The sequence below is a fragment of the Rhodanobacter sp. IGA1.0 genome (assembly GCF_040208325.1).
GTDB classification, from domain to species: Bacteria; Pseudomonadota; Gammaproteobacteria; order Xanthomonadales; family Rhodanobacteraceae; genus Rhodanobacter; species Rhodanobacter spathiphylli.
The window spans coordinates 950,877-974,207 of sequence record NZ_CP157948.1 but is presented as its reverse complement, the minus strand read 5'-3'; the positions used below and the strand labels follow the sequence as shown (position 1 = coordinate 974,207).

The following is a 23,331-nucleotide window of genomic DNA, read 5'->3' as shown; positions in this document are numbered from 1 at the left end:
GGCATCGGCTTTGCTCCTTCCCCCGCGCACCCCAAAGGGGCTTCCTGCGGTCGCAGGGAAGGGTTGGGGTGGGGGGCTCGCCCATGAACCTGTGGCGCCTGTCCCTGCGCAGCCTGCGCCGCGAGTGGCATCTGCCCGAGCTGCGCACGCTGGCCGCGTCGCTGGTGCTTGCCGTGGTCGCGCTCGGCGTGGTCGCCACCCTCGCCACGCGGATCGAACGGGGCATGCTGGCCAGCGCGGCCGAACTGATCGGCGGCGACCTGGGCATCTCCTCGCCACAGGCCTTGCCCCCGACCTACGCGGAGCAGGCGCGCGTCGACGGCCTGTCGCTGTCCCGCACCGCCAGTTTTCCCAGCGTGGCGTTCGCCCATGAACAGGCCCAGCTGCTCGACGTGCAAGCGGTCGATGCGAGCTATCCGCTGCGGGGCACGCTGGAACTGGGCAGCACCGCCGGGCGCCGCAGCGGCGGACCGGCGAGTGGCGAGGTCTATCTCGACCATCGCGCCCTTGTCGCACTGAATCTGAAGGTCGGCCAGCCGCTGCAGCTGGGCGGCCGCGAACTGACCATCGCCGCCGAACTGATCCGCCAGCCCGATGGCGGCGAGCTGCTGGCACTGGCGCCGCGCGCCCTGATGAACCTGGCCGACGCCGAACAGGCCGGCCTGCTCGGCGTCGGCAGTCGCGCCCGTCATCGGCTGCTGTTGGCCGGTCCGCCCACGGCCGTGCAACGCTGGCGTGACTGGACGCAGTCGACCGGCCTGCCGCAGGGCGCGCAACTGATCACGCCCGAGCAGACCCAGGAACGCATGCGCAGCGCCTTCGACCGTGCCGGCGCCTTCCTGCGCCTGACCGCCCTGCTCTCGGCGCTGCTGGCGGGCATCGCGATCGCGCTGTCCGCGCAGCGCTACGCCCGTCGCAAGACCGCCGAAGTCGCCCTGCTGCGTGCCCTGGGCACGCCGCGACGGCGCGTGCTGGCGCTGCTGCTGGGCACGCTCGCCGCCCTGGCCGTGCCGGCAACTTCACTGGGCATCGTGCTGGCGCTGGGGCTGTCGCAGCTGGCCTGGCTACTGGCCAGCCAGCTGTTCGGCAACGTGCCGACCCTGCTGCCGCTGCTGCCGGCATTCGCCGCCGCGGCGATGGGGATCGCCGTGCTGGTCGGCTTCGCCCTGCCACCACTGGCGCGGCTGGCCGAGGTGCCGCCGGTGGCGGTGTTCCGCCAGAGCCTGCAGCGACGGGTACGCCGCTTCGACGCGCTGTACCTGATTCCGCTGCTGGTGGCGCTGGGCCTGATCTGGAGCCAGAGCAGCTCGCTGCAGCTGGCCGGCATCCTCGCCGCCAGCCTGCTCGGCGTGGCGCTGATCGCGGCGCTGCTTTCCGGTGCGCTGCTGTGGCTGGCCCGCCGCATTGCGCCCGGCGCGCATCCGGCCTTGCGCCTGGGTCTGGCCGCGCTGGCGCGACGCCCCGCGTTGAGCGTGATCCAGGCCACCGCGCTCAGCCTGGGGCTGTGCGCGCTGCTGTTGCTGGCCGTGGTCGCGCCTTCGCTGCTGCAGGGCTGGCGCCAGGAGCTGCCGGCGGACGCGCCGAACTGGTTCGCGCTGAACCTGCAGGACGACCAGCGCCCGGGTTTCGCGCAATCGCTGGCCGCGATGGGCGGCGACCAGCTGAACATGCTGCCGCTGGCCGTGGGCAAGCTCACCGCGATCAACGGGCGGCCGATCGACCAGTTGCACTTCGAAGACCCCCGCGCGAAGGAATGGGTCGACCGCCAGCTGCGCCTGTCCTGGTCGGCCGAGCTGCCACCGGCGAACGAAGTGGTCGCCGGCCATTGGCAGGGCGCGCATCCGGCGCGGGCCGAGGTCTCGGTCGACACCATGTGGCGCGACATGTTCGCCCTGAAGCCGGGCGACACGATGAGTTTCGACGTGGGCGAAGGCCGCATCGACGCCACCGTCAGCAGCGTGCGCAAGGTGGACTGGAGTTCGTTCCGGGTCAACTTCTTCCTGCTGCTGGACCCGGTCCACGCGGGCGACCTGCCGCACAGCTGGCTGGCCAGCTTCCACCTTGCCCGTGGCCATGCCACGCAGCTGGCGCAGCTGTCGCGCGACTATCCGAACCTCAGCCTGGTCGACGTCGATGCGCTGCTCGATCGGGTGCGCGAGATCATCGAGCGGGTCGGCAATGCGGTGCGCTGGATACTCGGCTTCAGCCTGCTCGCCGGCGCGCTGGTGTTGATCGCGGCGCTCGCCTCCAGCGCGGCGGAAAGACGCCACGAAGCCGCGCTGCTGCGCACGCTGGGGGCCCGTCGGGGGCAATTGCGCGTGGCCGCCGCCTGCGAATTCGCCCTGCTCGGCCTGGTGGCCGGGCTGACCGCCGCGCTCGGTGCGGCGGGAGCCGGCCTGTGGCTGGGCCAGGCCGTGTTCCATATCGACGGCTTCGCGCCGCCGCTCGCGCCGCTGGCACTGGCGGCGTTGCTCGCGGCCTTCGTGGTGATGCTGCTGGGGCTGGCCGGCACCCGCAAGGTCAGTCGCACGCCGCCGATGCGCCTGCTGCGCGAGGGGTGAGCGGTTTGAGTCTTTCAAGCTCTCAGGCCGGACATGGCCGGGCGTGCGCTGGAGGAAAACCACAGGAAGCGGTTTTCCTCCCAAGCTCTGAACGGAACGCCCGGCGCGGCTGATAAAGTTGCACCGATGCCCTCCCGCCCGAACCCGCCGACGACTGCAACCCTGCGCCAGCGCCTCGCGGACGAGTGGCTGCTGTGCCTGTTCGCGGTGCTGGCCATCGCGCTGGCGATCTTCGATCCGCAGCCGGCCGGCCGCTATCGGCACTGGCTGCAGCTGCCCACGCTGGCGGGCCTCACCGGCCTGCTGATCGCGATCCAGGGCATCCGCGACAGCGGCCTGGTGCAGCATGCCGCCGTCGCCGTGGTGGCGCGCGCGCATTCGCTGCGCAGCCTGGGCCTGCTGCTGGTGGTGGCGACGGCGCTGCTGTCGATGGGGCTGACCAATGACGTGAGCCTGTTCCTGATCGTGCCGCTGACCCTGGCGATCGGCAGCGTCTCCAACCTGCCGGTGCTGCGCATGGTGGTGCTGGAGGCCCTGGCGGTGAACGCGGGCTCCACCCTGAGCCCGATCGGCAATCCGCAGAACCTGCTGTTGTGGCAGCACTCGAAGCTGCCGTTCCTGCACTTCGCCGCGGCGATGCTGCCGGCGGCGATGGTGATGCTGGTGCTGGTCGCCGGATTTGCCTGGCTGTGGCTGCCGCGTGAGCGCGTGGCGTTGAATCCGCAACGGATCGACGGCGCCGTCACGTCGACGCGGCTGGGCACGTGGTCGATGGCCGCCCTGCTCGGCATGGTGCTCGCCATGGAATACGGCCAGGCGCCCCTGGGGGCCGGGTTGTTGCTGCTGTCGTATGCGCTGCTGGCGCGGCCCAGCCTGCTGCGGATCGACTGGCTGCTGCTGGCCACCTTCGCCGCGATCTTCGTCGGGCTCGGCCATTTTTCCAGCCTGCCGCTGGTGCAGCAGGCGCTGGATCGGCTCGACCTCGATCATCCGCTGACCCTGTATGCCAGCGGCATCGTCGCCGCCCAGTTGATCAGCAACGTGCCGGCGACGGTGCTGTTGCTGGAGCGCACAACGGACCCGATCGCGCTGGCGGTCGCGGTGAACGTGGGCGGCTTTGGCGTGGCGATCGGTTCGCTGGCCAACCTGATCGCCCTGCGCCTGGCGAAGCAGCCGCGGGGGCTGCGGCTGCTGCACCGGGTCTCGATACCGTTCCTGCTGGTCTGTGCGCCGCTGGCCTATCTGGCGTGGCGCTGGCTGGGCTGAGAGGTTGTGGTTTTTTCAACCTCGAAGCCCGGCCATGGATGGCCGGGCGCGGATCGGTCACGCAAGTGACTGATCCGCGTGAGCACGTCCGGGCACGTACCGGACGTGCGATGGAAGAAAACCGCAGGAAGTGGTTTTCTTCACAGGCTCTGACCGGCCCGGTCAATCGTCGTCGTTGTCGTGCGGCACGCTGACCTTGCCCTTCACGCCGGAGTGGCTCACGTCGCCGCTGCCCTTGGCGCCCAAGTTGAAATCGCCACCCACGTCGCTGACGTCGAGATCGCCGGAACCCAGCGTGTCGGCGCGCACGCTGCCACCGACCTGGCGCAGGGTGACGTCGCCCGAACCGATGCTGCCGATGCGGGCATCGCCCTTGACGCCGTCGGCCTTGAAATCGCCGGAGCCGACCGAGCCCAGGTCGAGGCTGCCGATGTCGGTGGCGTCGATATCGCCCGAACCCACGCTGGCGCCGAACTTGCCCGACAGCTGGCGCACGTGCAGGTCGCCGGAGCCCACGCTGGCCTGCAGCTGTTGCATGCCGGCCACGTCGGCGTCGCCGGAGCCGACGCGCAAGGTCACCGGCAGGTTGGCGGGCAACTGCACGGTGACTTCGAGGCTGGCGTAGGAGTCGCCGCCGAACAGGTTGAAGCTGAAACCGCCGCCATCGCCACCGATGTCGACCAGCAGCTGGTCGCCGTCGCGGCGCTGGGTGACCTGCAACTTGTCCAGCACCGCCTGGCTCGATGCGCAGGCACGGCCGGTCAGGGTCAGCCCCTTGTTGCCGCCGCTGCCGGTCAGGTGCAGATCCTGGCTGTGCACATCGATCTGGACGCCGTGCACGCCGGCCAGGTCCAGCTGCAGGTTGCGCGGCGCCTCATATTTGCAGGGGCTGGTGGCGAAGCAGGCGAATGGGGCGAGCAGCAGGGCTGCGGTGAGAATACGGCGCATGGAACTCTCCTTGAGGGATGGACGCGATGGGTCGACACCGGTTGGGATGCCGCTGCCCGCCAAAGGGTTGCAAGCGGGCGGCACGAGCGCGCCGGTCAACCCGGGCCGCCCCGCCGCGTTCCTGCCTGGTACCCATCACGGAGACAGACCATGCATCGCAAGACCCTGCTCGCTTCCACGCTGGCCCTGATGATCGCCGGATCGGCCACCTTCGTGATGGCCCAGAATACGCCGCCGCCGGCACCGCCCGCCAAGACCGGCAAGTCCATGCACATCCTCCCGGGCGACCATGACGATGCGATGCGCATGCACATGCGCTCGCACGGGTTCGATCGCGGGCACGGCCGCGGGCACGACGGGGTGATCGGCGACCTGCATGCGCTGGAACGGCTGTACACGCAGGCCGGCCGCGGCAAGGAGATGGCTGCGGTCTACAACGACGTGCTGGCCAAGTCGCAGGACCCGCAGGTGCGTGACTACGTCTACCGGCGCCTGGCTCGCCTGCAGGCGCAGCCGGCGAACGTGGATCAGGCGATCGCCACCCTGCGCAAGGGGCTTGATGAAAACCTGGCCAACGAGGCGAAGATGCGTGCCGAGCACGACAAGATGCGCGCTGCCTGGCAGCAGCGTGCCGGCCAGGCCACCCCCGCGGCCAGGTAGGTTCCGCCGAGGCGAGGAACCGGCGCGATGGTTTCCGCCATCGCGCCGTTTCAGGGTGTCCGCTCGGCCTGCTTGGCGCGCTGCCACAGTTGCTCCTGTTCATCGAGCGTGCGCTCGGCGAACGCCGCGCCCTCGGCCGCGGCCAGCTGTTCCATCTGCCGGAAACGGCGTTCGAACTTCGCATTGGCATGGCGCAGCGCCTGCGAGAAGTCGACGCCGGCGTGGCGCGCCAGGTTCACCATCACGAACAGCACGTCGCCGATTTCGTCCTGCAGGCGCGCCGGATCGGCACCCTTGGCGAACTCGACCCGCACCTCTTCCACTTCCTCGGCCAGCTTCTCCAGCACCGGCTCCGGGCCGGGCCATTCGAAACCGGTGTCCGCGGCGCGCTGCTGGAGCTTGTACGCGCGCTTCCATTCCGGCAGGCCCGTCGAGATGCCGGCCAGCGCACTGTCGTCCATCGACGCGCCTTTCGCCGCGCGCTCGGCCGACTTGATCTGCTCCCACGCCTGCATCTGCTCGGTAAGGTCGGCGTAGCGCGTGTCGCCGAACACGTGGGGGTGGCGGCGCAGCATCTTCGCGCTGATCGCGTGGGCCACGTCGGCGAACTCGAACAGGCCGCGCTCGGAGGCCATCTGGGCGTGGAAAACCACCTGCAGCAGCAGGTCGCCGAGTTCGTCGCAAAGGTCGGTCCAGTCCTGCCGATCGATCGCATCGGCGACCTCGTAGGCCTCCTCGATGGTATAGGCCGCGATCGAGGAAAAGTCCTGTTGCACATCCCACGGACAACCGTTCTGCGGATCGCGCAGGCGCGCCATGATGGCTAGCAGGTCATCGAGGCTGTGTTTGGTCATGAGATGAAAAGCGAGTGGAGAGGAGTGAGGAGTGAGAGAAAGCCAAGAAGCCGGCGTGAGGGAGCGGGATGGAGCGTGAGCCCCTCTCGCTACTCGCCCCTTTCACTCACTCCTCGCCTTTGAGCAGCCGTGCGGCCCAGTCGATCGCACGATCGCCCACCGCGATGAACTCCGGATTCAGCAGCGATTCGCCCCGGTTGTAGCGGAACGGCTGGCCGGCCAGATCCAGCACGGCGCCGCCGGCCTCGTCGAGCACGCATTGTGCCGCGGCGGTATCCCATTCGCTGGTGGGGCCCAGGCGCAGATAGACGTCCGCATCGCCACGGGCGATCAGGCAGAATTTCAGCGACGAGCCCAGCGGCACCATCCGGTAGTCGTCGCCGATCAGGCGTTGCAACACCTCGCCCTGCGCTCCACCGTGCGAACGGCTGCCGGCCACCGTCGGCGGCTGCGCCAGCGCCCGCGCATGGATGCGCTGCCACGCGCCGTCCGCCTGCGTCTGCAGCCAGGCGCCCTGGCCTTGCGCGGCGACGTACAACTCGCCGGTCACCGGCGCCAGCACGACGCCGAGCACGCTGCGGCGATCGTCGATCAGGGCGATGTTGACGGTGAATTCGCCGTTGCGCTTGACGAACTCGCGAGTGCCGTCGAGCGGATCGACCAGCCAGTAGCGCGACCATTGCCGGCGCTCGGACCACGGCCGCGCGCTGGCTTCCTCCGACAGCACCGGCCATTGCTCATCGAGCGCAGACAGGCCCGCCATGATGGCCTGCTGGGCGGCGAGGTCGGCCGCGGTCAATGGCGACGCGTCGTCCTTCATCTGCACCGCGAAATCGCCGTGGTAGACATCCAGGATGGCCACTCCCGCCGCGCGTGCGATGACGCCGATCTTCCTTGCCAGTTCGGGCGGCATGCTCATGATTTCCGGAACCTTCCGGCCAGATATTCGCGGGCCATGAACAGCGCGGCGATCGAGCGCCCTTCGGTGACGTCGTCACGGCCGAGCAAGGTGTGCAGTTCGGACATCTTCCATCGCACCACTTCAAGTTCCTCCGGTTCGTCGCCGACCAGTTTCTCGGGATACAGGTCCTGGGCCAGCACCACGTGCGCCATGTGCGTCATGTACGACGGCGACAGCGACAGGTTGTGCAGGATCTTCAGCTTGTGCGCGCCGTAGCCGATCTCCTCCTTCAGCTCGCGCTCGGCGCCCTGCTCGGCGGTCTCGTCCTGGTCCAGCCTGCCCTTGGGCAGGCCGAGTTCGTAGCGTCCCACGCCACCGCCGTATTCGCGCACCAGCAGCACCGTCTCGTCATCCAGCATCGGCACGATGATGACGGCACCCAGGCCGCTTCCCTTCAGCCGCTCGTAGGTGCGGCGCTCGCCGTTGGAAAACTCCAGGTCGACCTGCTCCACATGCAGGAAATGGCTGTCGGTGACGTCGCGGGTCGCGTGGATGATCGGTAGTTTGCGCATCCGCCCATTCTAGCTCGCGTGGCTCAGCGCCGCAGGCGCTGCAGCGCCTGCGCGTGGATCGCGGGCGTGCCGGCCAGCACGCTGCGCGTGTCCAGACCCGGCGCAGCGCCGTCCAGGTCGGTGAACACGCCGCCGGCCTCGCGCACGATCACCGCCAGTGCCGCCACGTCGAGGATGTTCACGTCCGACTCGATCACCAGATCGAGGCTGCCGCGCGCCAGCAGGTGGTAGTGGCAGAAGTCGCCATAGCCGCGGATCCGGTTGCTGTCGCGGATCAGCGCGCCCAGCGCATCCCAGCGGGAGTCGCCGGTGAGGGTCCGGATGTTGCCGGTGGAAATCGAGGCCGCGCCCATTTCGCCGGTCGCCGCCACGCGCACGCGTTCGCCGTCCAGCCAGGCACCTTCGCCGGCGCTGGCCCACATCGTCTCGCCGTAGACCGGCGCGCTCGACACGCCGAGCACCAGCTCGTCGCCATCCATCAGGGCGATCTGGGTGGAGAAGAACGGCGTGCGGCGCACGAAGCTCTTGGTGCCGTCCAGCGGATCGACCAGCCACAGCAGGCCGCCGCGCTCGCCGTCCAGGCCGAACTCCTCGCCGTAGATCGATGCCTGCGGCAACGCGGCCTGCAGGATCTTCCGGATCGCCTGCTCGGCTTCGCGATCGGCCACGGTGACCGGCGTGGCGTCGGACTTCAGTTCCACCTCGACGCCACGACGCCAGTAGTGGCGGATCACCTCGGCGGCCGCCGCGGCCGCGTCGCGGGCGGCTGACAGGGCTGTTGCGGCGATATCGGGAGTCATGCCGGTCTCGTTCCTTCAAAGGGTGGGCGCTGGCGGCGCATTGGCGGCCAGTCCGCCATGGCGCCGGATATGCGTACTGCCGTCCGCTGCCGGTGCCGCCAGCGTGGCCAGCCAGCGACGCAGCATCGGATCAGTCTGTCGGCTGCGCAACGTGGCGTCCAGTCGCCAACCCAGCGGACTGAGCTGCAACCCGCCGGCAAGCTGCAGCGGACCGCTGCCGGCGTCGCGCAGCTGCACGTCGATGACTCCGCCCCGTGCCTGTGCGGTGGCCTGCAATTCGCCCAGGGCGACGTCGCCCTGCGGCGTCCGCATGACCGCGTCGTGCCAGCTCGCCTGCGCGTCCAGCTGCATCGGCCAGCCTGCGCGCAGCCGCGCGTGGGCAACCTGCAGTTGCAGTTCGCCCCGCGGTTTCCCCCAGGGCGTGGCGAGTTCGTGACCGATCGCCGTCGAGCTTGCCCGGACGCTGGCGTCGCGCACGTCCACTTCATCACCGGGCAGACGTTCCAGCCCGCCCGAAAGATGCAGCTGCGGCCCATCGAAATCCAGGCGCAGGCGCGGCTGGCCCAGCAGAGCGCTTCGTGACAGCTGCCATTGCAACTGGCCGCGGGTCCGCCCGTCCGCCGCGATCACCGCGCCGGCACGGCCGTTCCACACGCTGCCGCTGACCTGCTGCAGCCGGATACCGTGCAGCGACGGCTCGATCCACGGCAATGCCCAGCGCGCGGGCAGGAAGCACAGCAGCGCGCCGGCCAGCACCAGCAACAGGACGAAACCGATCAGGCAAGTTCGCAATGGCTTCAAGCGGGGAATTCCAGGTGGGACGATGCACGGGCTTGAGCGACCGTCGCGCTGCACCGATGATAGCCGGATGACCAACCTCGCAAACGGCAACACTGCGCTCGCGGCGCGCGACCTGCGCCATGTCTGGCACCCCTGCACCCAGATGCATGATCACGACCCCACCGGTTCGGGCAGCGTGCCGATGCTGCCGATCGTGCGGGGCGACGGTGCCTGGCTCGTCGATGCCAACGGCAAGCGCTACCTGGATGGCATCAGTTCGTGGTGGACCAACCTGTTCGGCCATGCCAATCCGCGCATCGCCGCGGCCCTGGCCGAGCAGGCGCGCACGCTCGAGCACGTGATTTTCGCCGGCTTCACCCACGAGCCGGCCATCGCGCTGGCCGAAGAGCTGACAAGGGTCACGCCGCCCGGACTGGATCGGGTGTTCTACGCCGACAATGGTTCGGCGGCGATCGAAGTGGCGCTGAAGATGAGCTTCCACTACTGGCTCAACCAGGGCCACGGCGAGAAGACCCGCTTCATCGCGCTGACCGGCAGCTATCACGGCGAGACGCTGGGCGCGCTGTCGGTCAGCGATGTCGCGCTGTACCGCAAGACCTACGCGCCGCTGCTGCTGACGCCGTTCCTGGCGCCATCGGCGGACACCTGGCAGGCCGAGCCCGGCGAATCGCCCGAACAGGTGGCCATGCGCGCGCTGGCCGCCCTTCGGGTGCTGCTCGAGCAGCACGCGCACGAGACCTGTGCGGTGATCGTCGAGCCGCTGGTGCAATGCGCCGGCGGCATGCGCATGTATCACCCGGCGTATCTCAGCGGCCTGCGCGCGCTGTGCGACGAGTTCGCCGTGCACTTCATCGCCGACGAGATCGCCGTGGGCTTCGGCCGTACCGGTACGCTGTTCGCCTGCGAACAGGCCCCTGCAGCATCCGGGCGTGGCGGCGGTGTGTCGCCGGATTTCATGTGCCTGTCGAAGGGACTGACCGGCGGTTTCCTGCCCCTGTCGGCCGTGCTGACCAGCGAGGCGATCTACCAGGCGTTCTACGCCGAATACGCTGCCGGCAAGGCATTCCTGCACTCGCACAGCTACACCGGCAACCCGCTGGCCTGCCGCGTGGCGCTGGAGACGCTGGCGATCTTCCGCGACGAGCCGGTACTGGAACGCAACCGTCATTTGGCCGTCCATCTGGGTCGCCGCCTGGAGGCCCTGCGCGATCACCCGCATGTCGCCGACGTGCGCCAGACCGGCATGATCGCGGCGGTGGAGCTGGTCGCCGACAAGGCCAGCCGGCGACCTTTCCCGGCGGAACAGCGGCGGGGCTTGCGCGTCTACCTGCACGGCCTGGAGCACGGCGTGCTGTTGCGGCCGCTGGGCGACGTGATCTATTTCATGCCGCCCTACGTGGTCAGCGCGGCGGAAATCGACCTGCTGGTCGACACGGCGATTGCCGGGATCGAACGCGCCGTGAGCCATTGAACGGTGCGCGAGGCCTGCCCGCGGTCGGCGCCCGCGCTATGCTGGGCGGCCGCTCCATGCCATCGGGTTCCCATGCGCACGATCCGTATCCACCTCGACCAGCCACTCAGCGTCTCGGCGGAAGTCGCCTTGCCGGCCCAGGCCGCCGAGCATGTCGGCCGGGTGCTGCGCATGAATGCCGGCGACCCCCTCACCGTATTCAACGGTGACGGCAACGACTACGACGCGACCATCGTGGCGCTGGGCAAGCGCGACCTGCGGGTGCGGATCGACGCGAAACTGCTCGTGCGGAACGAATCGCCGCTGCCGCTGACCCTGGCCCAGGGCGTGGCGCGGGGCGAGAAGATGGACCTGATCGTGCAGAAGGCCACCGAGCTTGGCGCCGTCCGCATCGTGCCGCTGCTCACCGAACGTTCGGAGGTGAAGCTGGACCCCGCACGCGCCGGGAAGCGACTGGCCCACTGGCGTGCAGTCGCGGCCAGCGCCTGCGAACAATGCGGACGCGCGCGGTTGCCGGAGATCACCCCGGCACAACCGCTGGCCGGTTGGCTGGCCGGGCTCGCCGATGACGGTGCGTTGCGTCTTGCCCTGCTGCCGGAGGGCGCCCGTTCGGCCCGCGAGCTGCGCTTCGGCACCGCCGGCGGCCTGCTGGTGATCGGCCCGGAAGGGGGACTGGGCGAGCGCGACATCGATGCGCTGAGCCGGGCCGGTTTCGAAGGATTGCGGCTGGGCCCGCGCATCCTGCGCACGGAAACGGCGGGGCTGGCCGCCATGGCGGCCCTGCAGGCGCTGCACGGCGACGGCTGATTCACCGCCCCGAAATCACCGCCTCGAGACTCGCCCCGGCAACTTGAGAAAGCCGCGACCTCTCAATCGTCGGCGTCGACCGAGCCGTCTTCCACAGTCTCGACGGTGTCCATCACCCCGGAATCGTCGTACAGGTCGAGCAAGGTGGCTTCGATCCATTCCAGGTCCGGGATCATCGCCACGTCATCGCGCACCAGCACATGGGCGCGCACGCCCGGCTGCAAGGGCTTGCCGTCGTGGGTGGGAATGATCAGCTCGGCATTCAGCGTGGTCAGGCGCGGAAAGCCCTGGGTCAGCACCGCGATGAACGGCAGCTTCGGGTTGCCACCAAGCGCCTTCAACACGGCCACGCGCACGCTCAGATCCGCGTCGCCCGCCTCGGTCCCGGCCAGTTCGGCAAACGACACCAGCGGCACCCGCCAGCCACGCCACTGGATTCGTCCCAACATCCACGCCGGCGCACCGGCCAACGGCTCGGGCGTGCTCTGGGTGATCACTTCGGCGATGTTGGCGTTGGGCAACAGCAGGCGCTGGTTGCCCACCGGCACCAGGACGCAGCGGATTTCACGCGGCAGCGGATCACTCATGGAAACACCTCGATCAGGCGCGCCGCCAACTCGGTCGGCGTGCCGGAAAAACTCACCAGCCGTTCGGCGAAGATCCCGCTGACCATGTCAGCGAAATGTTCTCCGGACGACGACTCTACCCAGACCTGGCCGCCGCGATCATGGACCGCCTGCGCGCCGGCCACCGCATCGTTGCCGCGCCCGGCGAAGACGATCGCCAGCGCATCACGGCCAAACACGCTCGCCGCCATGGTCAGGCTGGCGTCGATCGACGGTGCTTCGGCGGACTCGCCGCCGGTGGCCTGCAGTTCGATGCTGCCATCGCGGCGCAGGCGCACCTGCTGACCCGCCGGCACCATCAAAACCTCGCCCGACCCGGCGCGGCGGCCCTGTTCGGCCAGTCGCACGGGCAAGGCGCAGTGCGTCCTGAACTTCTCCGCCAGCGCCACGTCGGACTGTTCGCCCACGTGCTGGGTATGCAGGAAGGTCAGGCGCGTGGTTGCCGGCAATGCCGCCAGGAAGGCACAGACCGAATCGATGCCATCGGTGGCGGCGCCGAGCACCACCACCCGGCTCAGCGCGCTGCCGAGTTCGTCCAGCACCATTTCGTGGTCCAGCACGCGCTCGTAAGGCTGCGGTGCGACGGCTTCCTCCATCGAGACCAGCTCGAGGCTCATCACCGGTTCGACATCCGCCGCGACCGCGTCGGCGTCAGGCGCAAGGAAGTCGGCCGCGCTCATCTTCTCGATGCCGAACATGCCGGCATCGGGCTTTGCGGGTGCCGCTGGCGCCGCATCTTCTTCGACCAGGCTCCATGCATCCGGCGCGCGCACACCCGGCACGCCACCGGCCATGACCGGATGGGGGGCCGAAGCCGGCGTCGTGGCCACGTCGGTGTCGACCAGCGCAGACAGTTCGAGATGATCGATCTGGAATGCCGGCGGCGTCACGCTGGCCAGCACTGGCGCGGCTTCCGCCGGCGGCGCGTCAACGGTCGCCACCACGTCGAAGTGCGCTGCCGGTCCGGCCGCGCCTGCATCGTGGAAATTGCCATCGTGGAGCGGCGGCGGCTCGAGGTCATCCACGAAACGCAAACCGGGGCCCGATGTCATGTCGTCTTCGGCGGGCAGGTCGCCGGAGGCCAGCAAGGCCTCAAGCTCTGCCGCCAGGTTCTCCGATTCCGCGCTGGCGATCTGTTCGTGCTGGCCGTCCGCGTCGTCGTGTGCGGGCAGGAAATCCTCCGCTTCGGGTTCCGCTTCCGCCAGCGATGGAGCAGCGCTCGCCACTTCGTCGATCTGCGGTTCCGGCGTGGCAGCCGGCTCGACGGGCGCGGCCACGGCGACGGGAGCCGCAGGCGTGGCCGGCGGTGCCGGTGTCGCGACGACTGGCGTGTCGATGAGGCGCTGACCGTCCGGGCGCGGCGGATCCACATCACCGACGGCCAGTACCTTGACGGCCAGGTGTCGCGCCCAGCGGTCGCGATCCCAGCCGGCCAGCGAGCGGCTGGCCTGTGCGTCATTGAAGACCACCCGGTGACGTTCATCGTCGATCACCTCATACAGGTGATCGAGTGCATCGTCGGCACTGTCGTCCAGGTTGATGACCAAAACGTCGGCGCCCACCTGCTGCAGCAATTCGCGACTCAGGCTGGAAACGCCTCCCTCGTGCACGATGCGTGCGCCACGCTCCTGCAGCGCCTCGCGCAACTGGGCAACCAGTTCGGTATCGTCAAACAGCAGGGCAACCGCCGGCGCCATTTCAGTCATGAACAGGCTCCGTTGCTCGCTGCTCCAATACTTCGCCGATCTGCACCAGCAGCTCCGCTTCCTGATACGGCTTGCCGAGGTAACGATCCACGCCGATGTCGAACGCACGCTGGCGATGCTTGTCGCCGCTGCGTGAGGTGATCATGATGATCGGCACGTCGCGCAGCCGCGGATCGGCCTTCATGTGGGTCGCCAGCTCGTAACCGTCCATGCGCGGCATCTCGATGTCGAGCAGCATCAGGTCGGGCACCCGCTCGTGCAGCTTCTCCAGCGCATCGACACCGTCCTTCGCCGTGCTGACCTCGTACTCGTGGCGTTCCAGCACGCGGCCGGTGACCTTGCGCATGGTGATGGAGTCGTCGACCACCATCACCAGCGGACGCACCTGGACCTCCTCGACCACCGGCGCCTGGACCGCGCTGAGGCCTTCGGACAGGCGCTGGTCGCGGCGGATCATGCCGTGACGCACCAGCGGTGCCAGATCGAGAATGATCAGCACCGAGCCGTCGCCCATGATCGTGGCGCCGAGCAGGCCGGGCACCGAACTGATCTGCGGGCCCACCGACTTGACTACGATCTCGCGCGAACCCAGCACGGCGTCGATGCGAATTGCCGCGCGCAGGTCGCCGGCGCGGGTCAGCAGCAGTGGCTGCTGTTCGTCTTCGGCCGGCAGGCCCGGCGGCAGACCGAGCAGCTCGGCCAGATCGTGAATGCCGAACGCCTCGTTGCCATAGTTGAACGACGGCTCGTCCTGCGCCATCAGGGCGGCCAGCTCTTCCGGATTGACCCGGGCCACGCCCTGCACCGATGTCATCGGGATCGCGAACGTCGCCTCGCCGATGCGCACCAGGATGGCCTGGGTCACCGCCAGCGTGAACGGCAGGCGCAGGATGAAGGTGCTGCCCTGGCCTTCTTCCGACTCGATCGACAGCGAACCGCCGAGCTGCTTGATCTCGTTGGCGACCACGTCCATGCCCACACCACGACCGGCTAGCTGAGTCACGGTGCTGGCGGTGGAGAAGCCCGGCTGGGTGATCAGCGACAGCAACTGGTTGTCGGTCGGCTTGGTCTCGGCACGCAGCAGGCCGCGCTCGATGCCGCGCTTGCGGATGGCTTCGCGGTTCAGGCCGCGGCCGTCGTCGCTGACGCGCACCACCACCTCGGTTGCCTCGCGGGCCACCGTGATGTGCACCGACCCCTCGACCGGCTTGCCCGCCTTGCGGCGCTCGGCCGGGCTCTCGATGCCATGGGCAATCGCGTTGCGCAGCATGTGCTCGAACGGAGCCTTGATGCGGTCGAGCAGGTTGCGGTCCATTTCGCCGTGGGCACCGTCCACGTACAGCTGGGCCTGCTTGTGCTCTTCCTGCGCCGCCTGACGCAAGGTGCGGCGCAGGTTCGGCACCATCGTGTCGAACGGCAGCATGCGGGTGCGCAGCAAGCCGTCCTGCAGCTCGGTACTGACCCGCGACTGCTGGATCAGCAGGGTCTCGGCCTGGCGCGTCAGTTCGTCCAGCATGTTCTGGATGGAGACAAGGTCGGAGACCGACTCGGCCAGCGCACGCGAATACTGCTGCAACTGCGAATAACGGTCGAGCTCGAGCGGATCGAACACGGTAAGACCCGCTTCGCGATGCTCGCGCTGGAAGCGCGCGATGATCTGCGCCTCGGTCTCGATTTCCAGCATGCGCAGCTGGCTGCGCAGACGGGCCACCGTCTGTTCCAGCTCGACCAGGTTGAAGCGGTAACCGGCAACCTGCTGTTCCAGTCGCGAACGGTAGATCGCCACTTCGCCGGCGTGGTTGACCAGGCTGTCGAGCAGGTCGGCGCGGACGCGGATCTGCTCCTGCGACGACCGAACCTCTTCCTCGGCCTCGGGCATCAGCTCGGGCAGTTCGGAGTCGATGGCAGCGCCCTGACGCGGCGCAGGAGCCACAGCTGCGACGGCCGGGGTCGCCATGACTGCGGCAGCCAGCGAGGCGTCGTCGGCAAACGTGGTTTCACCGGCCAGCGCCAGCAGGTGATCGATCATGCCCTGCGGATAGTCGGACACCTGACCCTGCGAGACCTGCTGCACCATCGAGTGCAACTGGTCGAAACTCGCTTCCAGCGCGGAAATCAGCGGCGCGGTCTTGGCCGCATCGCGGATCGGCTTCTCGAGCAGGGTTTCGATCGCGTGGCTGAGATCGCCCACCGCCATCAGGCCGGCAATGCGCGCGCCACCCTTGAGGGTATGCAGGTCTCGCTGCAATTCGGCCACGTGTGACAGGTCGGCCGAATCGGCATGCCACTGGGCAAGCACGCCATCGGCGTGGTCCAGGATCTCGCGGGCCTCGTCGATGAAGACTTCCAGCAGGTCGGCATCGATATGGCCGAGGCTTGCCGGGGCATGAGCGGATTCCGGCGTCGGTGCGGCATCGACCTTCGCCGCGGCTTCGGATTCCGCCTGCTTCGCGGCAGCCTGCTCGGCAGCCCGCTTCTCGGCGGCAGCGTGTTCCGCGGCGGCCTGCTCGGCAGCCAGCTTCTCGGCGGCAGCGCGTTCCGCGGTGGCCTGCTCGGCAGCCAGCTTCTCGGCAGCGGCGTGTTCCGCAGCGGCCTGCTCGGCAGCCAGCTTCTCGGCGGCAGCCTGTTCCGCGGCGGCCTGCTCGGCGGCCAGCTTCTCGGCGGCAGCCTGTTCCGCGGCAGCCTGCTCGGCAGCCAGCTTCTCGGCGGCAACCTGTTCCGCGGCAGCCTGCTCGGCAGCCAGCTTCTCGGCAGCAGCCTGGTCCGCAGCGGCCTGCTCGGCGGCCAGCTTCTCGGCAGCAGCCTGTTCCGCGGCAGCCTGCTCGGCAGCCAGCTTCTCGGCAGCGGCGCGTTCCGCAGCGGCCCGCTCGGCGGCCAGCTTCTCGGCGGCAGCCTGTTCTGCGGCACGCTCGGCAGCGGCCTCCTCGGGTGCAAATGCGTCCAGCGCGGCCGCCAGCTCGGCGGTCACTTCGGCATGGTGCGCCTCGTCCGGATGGACGTCCTGCGCGTCATTCCCCGCAGCAGCGGCCTCGGCCATGCCGGCTTCCAGCGAAGCCGCCATGATCGCTTCGTCGACACCCGCGTGATCGGCCGTCGCGTGATCGGCCGGGGCCAACGGCTGCACCGGCTCGAGCTCGCCGACCTGCGGCTCGAACACGACGTGAGCCACCCGCGATTCGGGATAGTCGTCGCGCATGCGGACGATCTGCGCGGTGAGCACATCGGCGTTGGGCAACTGCGGCTCGGCGGCGTCGAACTGTCCCATGACATGGTCGACCACATCGATGGACTGCCCCAACAGACGGACGCCATCGGCGGTGAGCGGCAGGCTGGCGGCACGAAGGCGCTTGAACAGGCTTTCCAGCGGCGACAGCAACTGGGTCAGCAACGGGATGTCGACCATCGCAATCGCCCCGTGCAGCGTGTGCACGGCCCGCAGCAGTTCCTCGCCGATCGGCAGCTCGCCTTCGCAACGCTGGATCGCGCCACGAATGGTTTGCAGATACTGGGCCACTTCGCTGCGCAGGATTTCCAGCAGTACCGGATCGACCGGAGGCATCACCGGCATCGCGATCGCGTGATCCGGGGTGGCAGGCTGGTCTTCGGCCGGGGCGCCAGCCAGACCGGCCAGGCCCGCCGTCGGCACCGAGGCGGCGCTCGAGTCGAGACGCGGCACCCGCCGGCGAACGGTGCGACGGACCGTTTCGGTAGCCGTCGACGCATGGTCTTCCAGTCGCGCCGGATGACCCGCCGCAAGCTGCTCGGCGGTGTGCATGATCGCGCTGAGCGGAGCGCCCGGCTGGCCCTCGCCCTTGAGGGCGGCGAGCAATCCGGGGAGTGCGGCGATGGCATGGCGCACCAGCGCCTGCACGTTGGCATCGGGCTGGATGCTGTTGTCGAGCACGCGGTTGAGCATGTCCTCGACTTTCCAGGCGAACTCGCCCAGCACGCCGGCACCGACCAGGCGACCCGAGCCCTTCAGCGTGTGGAACGAACGACGGATGCTGACCAGCGACGACGTCTGCGCGGGATCAGCGAGCCAGGTCTTCTCGGCACCGAGCAGGTTGTCGATCTCTTCCTGCATCTCTTCCAGGAAGATGTCGCGGATATCGTCATCGATGCCTTCGGCGTCGATGTTGAATTGGGTGTTTTCAGCCAGCGCATCGCGCACCGGCACCTGCTCGACCACCTCCTCCTCGATCTCGACCCAGTCGCCATCGTCGTCATGGGCGTCGCCGCGCACGAGCATGTTCGGTGCCGGCGCCTCGGTCTGGGCCAGGCGCAGACCGTCGAGATCGTGCGCGGGGGCCGCGGATGCACCGCTGTCGCCCACGAACAGACCGGTGAGATCGACGCCAGGCAGCAGGCTGACCGACTCGGACAGTTCCGGATGTTCCGCGTCGACGCCTGCGGGAACCTCCGCCGGAGCCATGGCATCCGCGGCGACGGGGGCAGTGCCGACTTCGCGCTGCGCGGGTACCGGCCAGTAACCCAACAGGCCGAGGCTGTGCTCCGCCACGTCGAGGATGTGTTCCAGCCCGCCACGATGTTCGCGGGCCGCCTCGAGGTAATACTCCAGGGCAGCCAGGGCATCGGCCAGATGATCCATCTGGGTGCCGCTGGGCACGCGTCGATCCTGCAGCAGTTCGTAGTCGACGAAGCGACCCACGCCCTGGGCAAGTTCCGCCGGACGGGGCGAAGACAGCATGCGCATGGCGCCCGCCACTTCGTCCATCTGCAGCGGTGCGCCGGCGAGTCGATCGTGCTCCCAGCCGGATTCGACGAACGCCACGATCGCGTCCTTGACCCGACCGGTGTTGGCGATGGCTTCCTGCATCAGGGTGGTGACGACGCCAAGTGCCTCGCTGCGCGGCAACGCGTGCATGGCATCGCCAGCGCCCGGTTCGCCGTCCGAACCGAGGCTTTCGATGTGATCGTCCAGCGAGGCCTCGACGTAAAGCAGGGCCCCGGCGACATCCAGCAGGGTCTCCTCGTCGGCGGCGCGCAGCCGGTTGGCAATCTCGTCAAGCACCCGACGCTGTTCGGTGACCACGCGCCGCGGCACGGCCAGGGCCAGCATGCCCAGGGTATCGCCGACGCGCTCCAGCACCTCGCCCTGCACGGCCAGCTGGGCGGGGTCGCCATTCTGCTGGCGCAGGAACAGGTCCAGGGCTTCCTTGACGCGCAGCAGATCGTCCTTCAGCGCGCGGGAAACGGAATCGAGCAGGGCACGATTGTGGCCTGCCATCGAGCCGCGCGCGTGCTCAAGCTCGCCGGCGTCGGGCAACAGGGCGTCCAGACCATAGGTGCTGCGCAGCAGCTCCATTTGCGGGCTGCGCTGCTTGGCCTGGGCCACGATGTACAGCAGTTTGCAGGCGACATCATCCGCCTCGCCACCGCGCAGGCTGTGTTCACCCTGCTCGATCAGCAGGCGGATATTGCGGTCAACCTTGCCGATCAGCTGGCGCACTTCGCCCGCAAAGCCCTTCAACGCACCCTGTTCGAGGCCTTCGAGAACGCCGGCGGCGATCCACCACAGGCGTCGCCCGTGCACGTGATAGCAGCGGGCGGTGATCGCCAGCAGGGTCTTGCGCATGTTGACCAGCTGCACCGCGGCATTCTGGCCGCGAAACCAGCCGAGCAGTTGCTGCTGGAAGCGCAGGCGCAGGTCGACCAGCTCGGCGCGATGCGCTTCGGCGTAGGCCTCGCTCATCGCTGCCGGGGCCTGCTCGGGCAGGAAGGCGTCGAGATTGGGATGGAACATCGCCGATTCGGGCAATGCTTCCTGGCCACGGCTGGCGCGCAGGTCGTTCAGCAGCGGCAGCAGCACCACCGGCACGTCGCGGTGCCCGCTGGACAGCCGTTCGAGGTAATCGGGCAACTGCATCAGGCCGCGCATCAGTGCCGCATACGCTTCCTCACGCTGGGTGACGTGATCCTCCAGCAGCGCGATGGCGAGGGTCTCCATCTCCGCGGTGACCATGGCTGCGCCGTACAGCTCGACCATCTGCAAGGTGCCCTGCACCTGATGCAGGTGATCGGCACAGGTGCGCATGAAATCGCGCTTGCCCGGATTGTCGACGTAGGACTCCAGTGCCTCGCGGGCGATCGACAAGGTGTCGTCGAGCTCCGGCTTGACCCATTGCAGCGTCGTGAAATCGATGTGGTCTTGAAGTCTCATGCGCCTCTCTCAATGGTTGCACAACGCCAGCATCCTGCAACCATCGAGACTGCCCCCTGTCTTGTGCTTTTCTCAATCGCGCCGGAAAGCGGCACGGCCGATGTCAACCCGGCAGCTTGAAGTGAGCCACCGAACGCCGCAGGTCGCTCGCCAGCTGCGCCAGCGTACCGATCGAGTCGGCCGTCTGGCTGGCACCCTGCGAGGTCTGCGAAGTAATTTCCTGAATCGCGTTCATCGAGACGGATACATCCGTCGCCGCCGCGGACTGCTCGCGTGCTGCGGTGGAGATGTTCTGAATCAGCGCGGACAGATCGTGCGAAACGCGTTCGATGTCACCCAGCGCGCTACCGGCATCCTCCGCCAGGCGCGCACCGGCGACCACCTCGGCGGTGGTCTGTTCCATCGAGTTCACCGCTTCGTTGGTATCGGACTGAATCGTCTGCACCAGCGTTTCGATACGCTTGGTGGCGCTGGTCGAACGTTCGGCCAGTCGCTGCACTTCGTCCGCCACGACCGCGAAACCGCGGCCGGCCTCACCGGCCGAAGCCGCCTGGATCGCTGCGTTCAACGCGAGGATGTTGGTCTGCTCGGCGATGTCGTTGATCAGTTCCACGATCGAGCCGATCTCCTGCGAGGATTCGCCCAGCCGCTTGATGCGCTTGGAGGTTTCCTGGATCTGGTCGCGGATCGAGTCCATGCCCGAGATCGTCTCGCGCACCACTTCGGCGCCGTGCGAGGCGATCTTCACCGAGCGTTCCGCCACGTCGGCCGATTCGGCCGAGTCCCTGGACACCGTGTCCATCGAGGTCACGATCTGGTTGATGGCCGAGGTGGCCGAGCTGATCTGCTGCGCCTGCTGTTCCGCCGCGTTGGCCAGATGGCGGGCGGTGGTCTGCGTTTCCTGGGCCGACGAGGAGACCTGCTCGGAGGTCTCGTTGATCGTGGTCACCAGTGAACGGAGCTCGTCGATGGCGTAGTTCACCGAGTCGGCGATCGCGCCGGTGATGTCCTCCGACACCGTGGTCTTCACGGTCAGGTCACCTTCCGCCAGCGAGCCCATCTCGTCCAGCAGGCGCATGATCGCCTCCTGGTTGCGCTGGTTCAGCTCGGTACTCTGGGCGAACCGCTTGCGCTGGTCGCGCACCAGGGTGATGACCAGCAACAGGGCGAAGGCCACCGCGGCGATCGCGCCGAGCAGGCCCCACCACACGTTCGGGAACAGCCGGCGCAGCGGCAGCTTGCCGATCTGCTCGGACAGGTCGTTCGCACGCAGCAGCACGGTCTGCGAATCCAGCGAGGCCTGGTTGCCTGCGCTCTTCACGTCGGCGATGTTGCCGGCAGCGGCGACCAGCTTGGAAACCGGGTCGGCCAGCTGGTTCCAGCTGGCGTCCATGTCGGTCAGGATCTTGCGGGCGTTCGCGTCGTTGATCGGCTTCACGCCGCTGTCCGGGTTGCCTTCGATCAGGCCCTTGAGCACGTTGCCGTACAACTGCGCGTCGCGGAACAGGCCGTCAGCCGCAGACTGGGCGCTGTCGCCACCCTGCAGCACTTCCTGCACGCGGCGGATGATTCGGTCAGCCGACAGCATCTGGCGTGAGGTACCCAGCATCTGCTCGGAACTGCCGTTGCGCTGCTGCAGGATGTTGACCACCTGTTCCATGCTCGAGTTGAGCAGGGGCATCTGCTGCGAAAGCGTGGCGGCGCGTTGTCCGGAGTCCAGCACGACGGCCTTGTTGGACAGGATCTTGCCGATGTCGGCGTCGAGCTGCCGCCAGGAAGCATCGAGCGCGTTGACGGCACGACCCGCAGGGGTGGCGTTGTTGTCCGCGTACGGCTGCATGCCGCTCTTGGGGTCGCCCTTGTTCAGCCGCTGCACCGCGGAATCAATCGCGTTGCGGGTGGACTCGAGCTCCTTGAAGGAATCGGTGTTGCCATCGGCCGATTCCAGCGCGAACTTCGCCGTCTGCTGTGACAGCACCTGGATCTGCGTGGTCAGCGCGATCGCCTGGCGATCTTCACTGTTCTTCTGGTTGAGCAGGAAGAAGTCCAGTGCCGCGAAACCGATCGCAATCAGCAGCAGGACAATGAGTGCGGTGTAACCGCGTTCCCTGCTGACGCCCCCTGTAGTGCTCATGTTCACCTCATCCGTCTAACTTGTCTGCGTTGCCGGCCCCGCACAGCGGATACCGGCCAGGGAATGTTGTCCCAAGTTTCCGGCCCGTTCCGGCGCCGGCCCTCCATGCCACTTCCGCCTGCGTCTGCTCAGGCGGCGGCCTGGCGGAAATCCGGCGCTCGCACCAGCCGGTTCATGCTGAAAATGGCCATCTGTTGCTCGCCCACCCGGCTTTCGACGAAACGCGTCAGTCGCGGATCATCTTCGCGCCCGGCGTCACGCCGCTGCTCCTCGTCGACCGTACGCTGGCCGAACACCTCGTCGACCAGCAGGGCCACGTTGCCGCCACCCTGACGCACCACCAGCAAGCGGGTGCGGTCGGTGTGCTGCGTGCGCTCGCCGAACAGGAACCGGCCGAAGTCGATCACCGGCACCAGGTTGCCACGCACGTTGGCCACGCCAAGCAGCCAGGGCTGGGTGCCCGGCACGGCGGTCAGCACGGGCACGGCCAGCAATTCGTTGATCTCGTCGATGCCACTGACCAGCAGGCGCGAACCCACCCGGAAGCCGATGCCACGCCAAAGGCCGGGCGCCTCGAACTTTTCCTGCGTATCCGAAGCGTGGGCCAGCGACAGCCGCTCGTACTGGGCGAGGATCTCGAAAGGAGTGCGGTTGACGGACTGGTTCATTTCTCGCTCGGCAACAATTCGTTGATGCAGGCCAGCAGTTCTTTTTCGTTGACCGGCTTGGTGATGAAGGCGCGCGCACCCTGGCGCAGCCCCCACACGCGATCGGTTTCCATCGACTTGGTGGTGATCATCACGATCGGCACGTTCTGGGTCTTCGGGTCGCGCGTGAGCGTGCGCGTTGCCTGGAAACCGTTCATGCCGGGCATGATGACGTCCATGATGACGAGGCCGGGCAGATCGCTGCGTACGCGCTCGATGCCTTCCTCGGCGGTATTCACCGCCGCCACCTGGTGTCCGGCGCGCTCAAGCAGGGTGGTGAACACGCGCACGTCGGTCGGCGAGTCGTCGATGATGAGAATATTGGCCACAGGTCCC

General features: G+C 68.2%; 17 protein-coding genes. 5 read left to right on the top strand and 12 right to left on the bottom strand.

The features are described 5' to 3' along the window. The first annotated feature begins 83 nt into the window (after positions 1-83). A complete protein-coding gene (locus tag ABNK63_RS04235; RefSeq protein ID WP_350016783.1) occupies positions 84-2,561 on the top strand; it encodes an FtsX-like permease family protein in 2,478 nt (825 codons plus the stop codon). Between the two features lie 126 nt (positions 2,562-2,687). Next, the gene (locus ABNK63_RS04230) at positions 2,688-3,827 is read left to right on the top strand and encodes an SLC13 family permease (protein WP_350016782.1); all 1,140 of its coding nucleotides are present in this window, start codon (positions 2,688-2,690) and stop codon (positions 3,825-3,827) included. Positions 3,828-3,989: 162 nt separating this feature from the next. On the opposite strand, the gene ABNK63_RS04225 is transcribed toward ABNK63_RS04230, so the two are convergent. Next, a complete protein-coding gene (locus ABNK63_RS04225; RefSeq protein WP_350016781.1) occupies positions 3,990-4,775 on the bottom strand; it encodes a DUF4097 family beta strand repeat-containing protein in 786 nt (261 codons plus the stop codon). Positions 4,776-4,925: 150 nt separating this feature from the next. Between ABNK63_RS04225 and ABNK63_RS04220 the strand changes: the two genes are divergently transcribed. Then, positions 4,926-5,435 (top strand): hypothetical protein, encoded by a 510-nt coding sequence (locus tag ABNK63_RS04220; protein WP_350016780.1) that lies wholly within the window; start codon positions 4,926-4,928, stop codon positions 5,433-5,435. Between the two features lie 50 nt (positions 5,436-5,485). Here the strand turns inward: ABNK63_RS04220 and mazG are convergent, their stop codons facing one another. The 5 genes from mazG to ABNK63_RS04195 all read right to left on the bottom strand — a co-directional run bounded on the left by mazG (position 5,486) and on the right by ABNK63_RS04195 (position 9,363). Further along, the gene (gene mazG / locus ABNK63_RS04215; RefSeq protein ID WP_350016779.1) at positions 5,486-6,289 is read right to left on the bottom strand and encodes a nucleoside triphosphate pyrophosphohydrolase; all 804 of its coding nucleotides are present in this window, start codon (positions 6,287-6,289) and stop codon (positions 5,486-5,488) included. Positions 6,290-6,395: 106 nt separating this feature from the next. Next, positions 6,396-7,208: a 3'(2'),5'-bisphosphate nucleotidase CysQ gene (gene cysQ / locus ABNK63_RS04210; protein WP_350016778.1), complete on the bottom strand. Its 813-nt coding sequence runs from the start codon at positions 7,206-7,208 to the stop codon at positions 6,396-6,398. Further along, positions 7,205-7,762, bottom strand: a complete 558-nt coding sequence (nudE, locus tag ABNK63_RS04205; RefSeq protein WP_350016777.1) for an ADP compounds hydrolase NudE — start codon at positions 7,760-7,762, stop codon at positions 7,205-7,207. Before nudE ends, cysQ begins: the two co-directional genes overlap by 4 nt. A 23-nt stretch (positions 7,763-7,785) precedes the next feature. Next, on the bottom strand, positions 7,786-8,562 hold the full coding sequence (locus tag ABNK63_RS04200) for an inositol monophosphatase family protein (protein WP_350016776.1): 777 nt from the start codon (positions 8,560-8,562) through the stop codon (positions 7,786-7,788). A gap of 15 nt (positions 8,563-8,577) precedes the next feature. Then, complete coding sequence (locus ABNK63_RS04195; RefSeq protein WP_350016775.1) at positions 8,578-9,363, bottom strand: type II secretion system protein N; 786 nt, start codon at positions 9,361-9,363, stop codon at positions 8,578-8,580. Between the two features lie 67 nt (positions 9,364-9,430). Here ABNK63_RS04195 and ABNK63_RS04190 point away from each other — a divergent pair, with 67 nt between their 5' ends. Both ABNK63_RS04190 and ABNK63_RS04185 read left to right on the top strand, forming a co-directional pair. Further along, the gene (locus tag ABNK63_RS04190) at positions 9,431-10,834 is read left to right on the top strand and encodes an adenosylmethionine--8-amino-7-oxononanoate transaminase (RefSeq protein ID WP_350016774.1); all 1,404 of its coding nucleotides are present in this window, start codon (positions 9,431-9,433) and stop codon (positions 10,832-10,834) included. Between the two features lie 72 nt (positions 10,835-10,906). Beyond that, complete coding sequence (locus ABNK63_RS04185; RefSeq protein ID WP_350016773.1) at positions 10,907-11,641, top strand: 16S rRNA (uracil(1498)-N(3))-methyltransferase; 735 nt, start codon at positions 10,907-10,909, stop codon at positions 11,639-11,641. 62 nt (positions 11,642-11,703) lie between these two features. Here the strand turns inward: ABNK63_RS04185 and ABNK63_RS04180 are convergent, their stop codons facing one another. The 6 genes from ABNK63_RS04180 to ABNK63_RS04155 all read right to left on the bottom strand — a co-directional run bounded on the left by ABNK63_RS04180 (position 11,704) and on the right by ABNK63_RS04155 (position 23,324). Next, positions 11,704-12,228, bottom strand: a complete 525-nt coding sequence (locus ABNK63_RS04180) for a chemotaxis protein CheW (RefSeq protein ID WP_007809614.1) — start codon at positions 12,226-12,228, stop codon at positions 11,704-11,706. Continuing rightward, entirely contained in the window at positions 12,225-13,973 is a 1,749-nt protein-coding gene (locus ABNK63_RS04175) for a chemotaxis protein CheB (protein ID WP_007809616.1), read from the bottom strand. Before ABNK63_RS04175 ends, ABNK63_RS04180 begins: the two co-directional genes overlap by 4 nt. Next, on the bottom strand, positions 13,966-20,154 hold the full coding sequence (locus ABNK63_RS04170) for an Hpt domain-containing protein (RefSeq protein ID WP_350016772.1): 6,189 nt from the start codon (positions 20,152-20,154) through the stop codon (positions 13,966-13,968). Before ABNK63_RS04170 ends, ABNK63_RS04175 begins: the two co-directional genes overlap by 8 nt. 103 nt (positions 20,155-20,257) lie before the next feature. Next, the gene (locus ABNK63_RS04165) at positions 20,258-22,288 is read right to left on the bottom strand and encodes a methyl-accepting chemotaxis protein (protein WP_007809620.1); all 2,031 of its coding nucleotides are present in this window, start codon (positions 22,286-22,288) and stop codon (positions 20,258-20,260) included. Positions 22,289-22,416: 128 nt separating this feature from the next. Then, positions 22,417-22,956, bottom strand: coding sequence for a chemotaxis protein CheW (locus ABNK63_RS04160; protein ID WP_007809622.1), 540 nt, complete (start codon positions 22,954-22,956; stop codon positions 22,417-22,419). After that, positions 22,953-23,324 carry a response regulator gene (locus tag ABNK63_RS04155; RefSeq protein ID WP_007809635.1) on the bottom strand — a complete coding sequence of 124 codons (372 nt, stop codon included), beginning with the start codon at positions 23,322-23,324 and terminating at the stop codon, positions 22,953-22,955. The genes ABNK63_RS04160 and ABNK63_RS04155 overlap by 4 nt, the downstream gene beginning before the upstream one ends. Between the last annotated feature and the right edge of the window lie 7 nt (positions 23,325-23,331).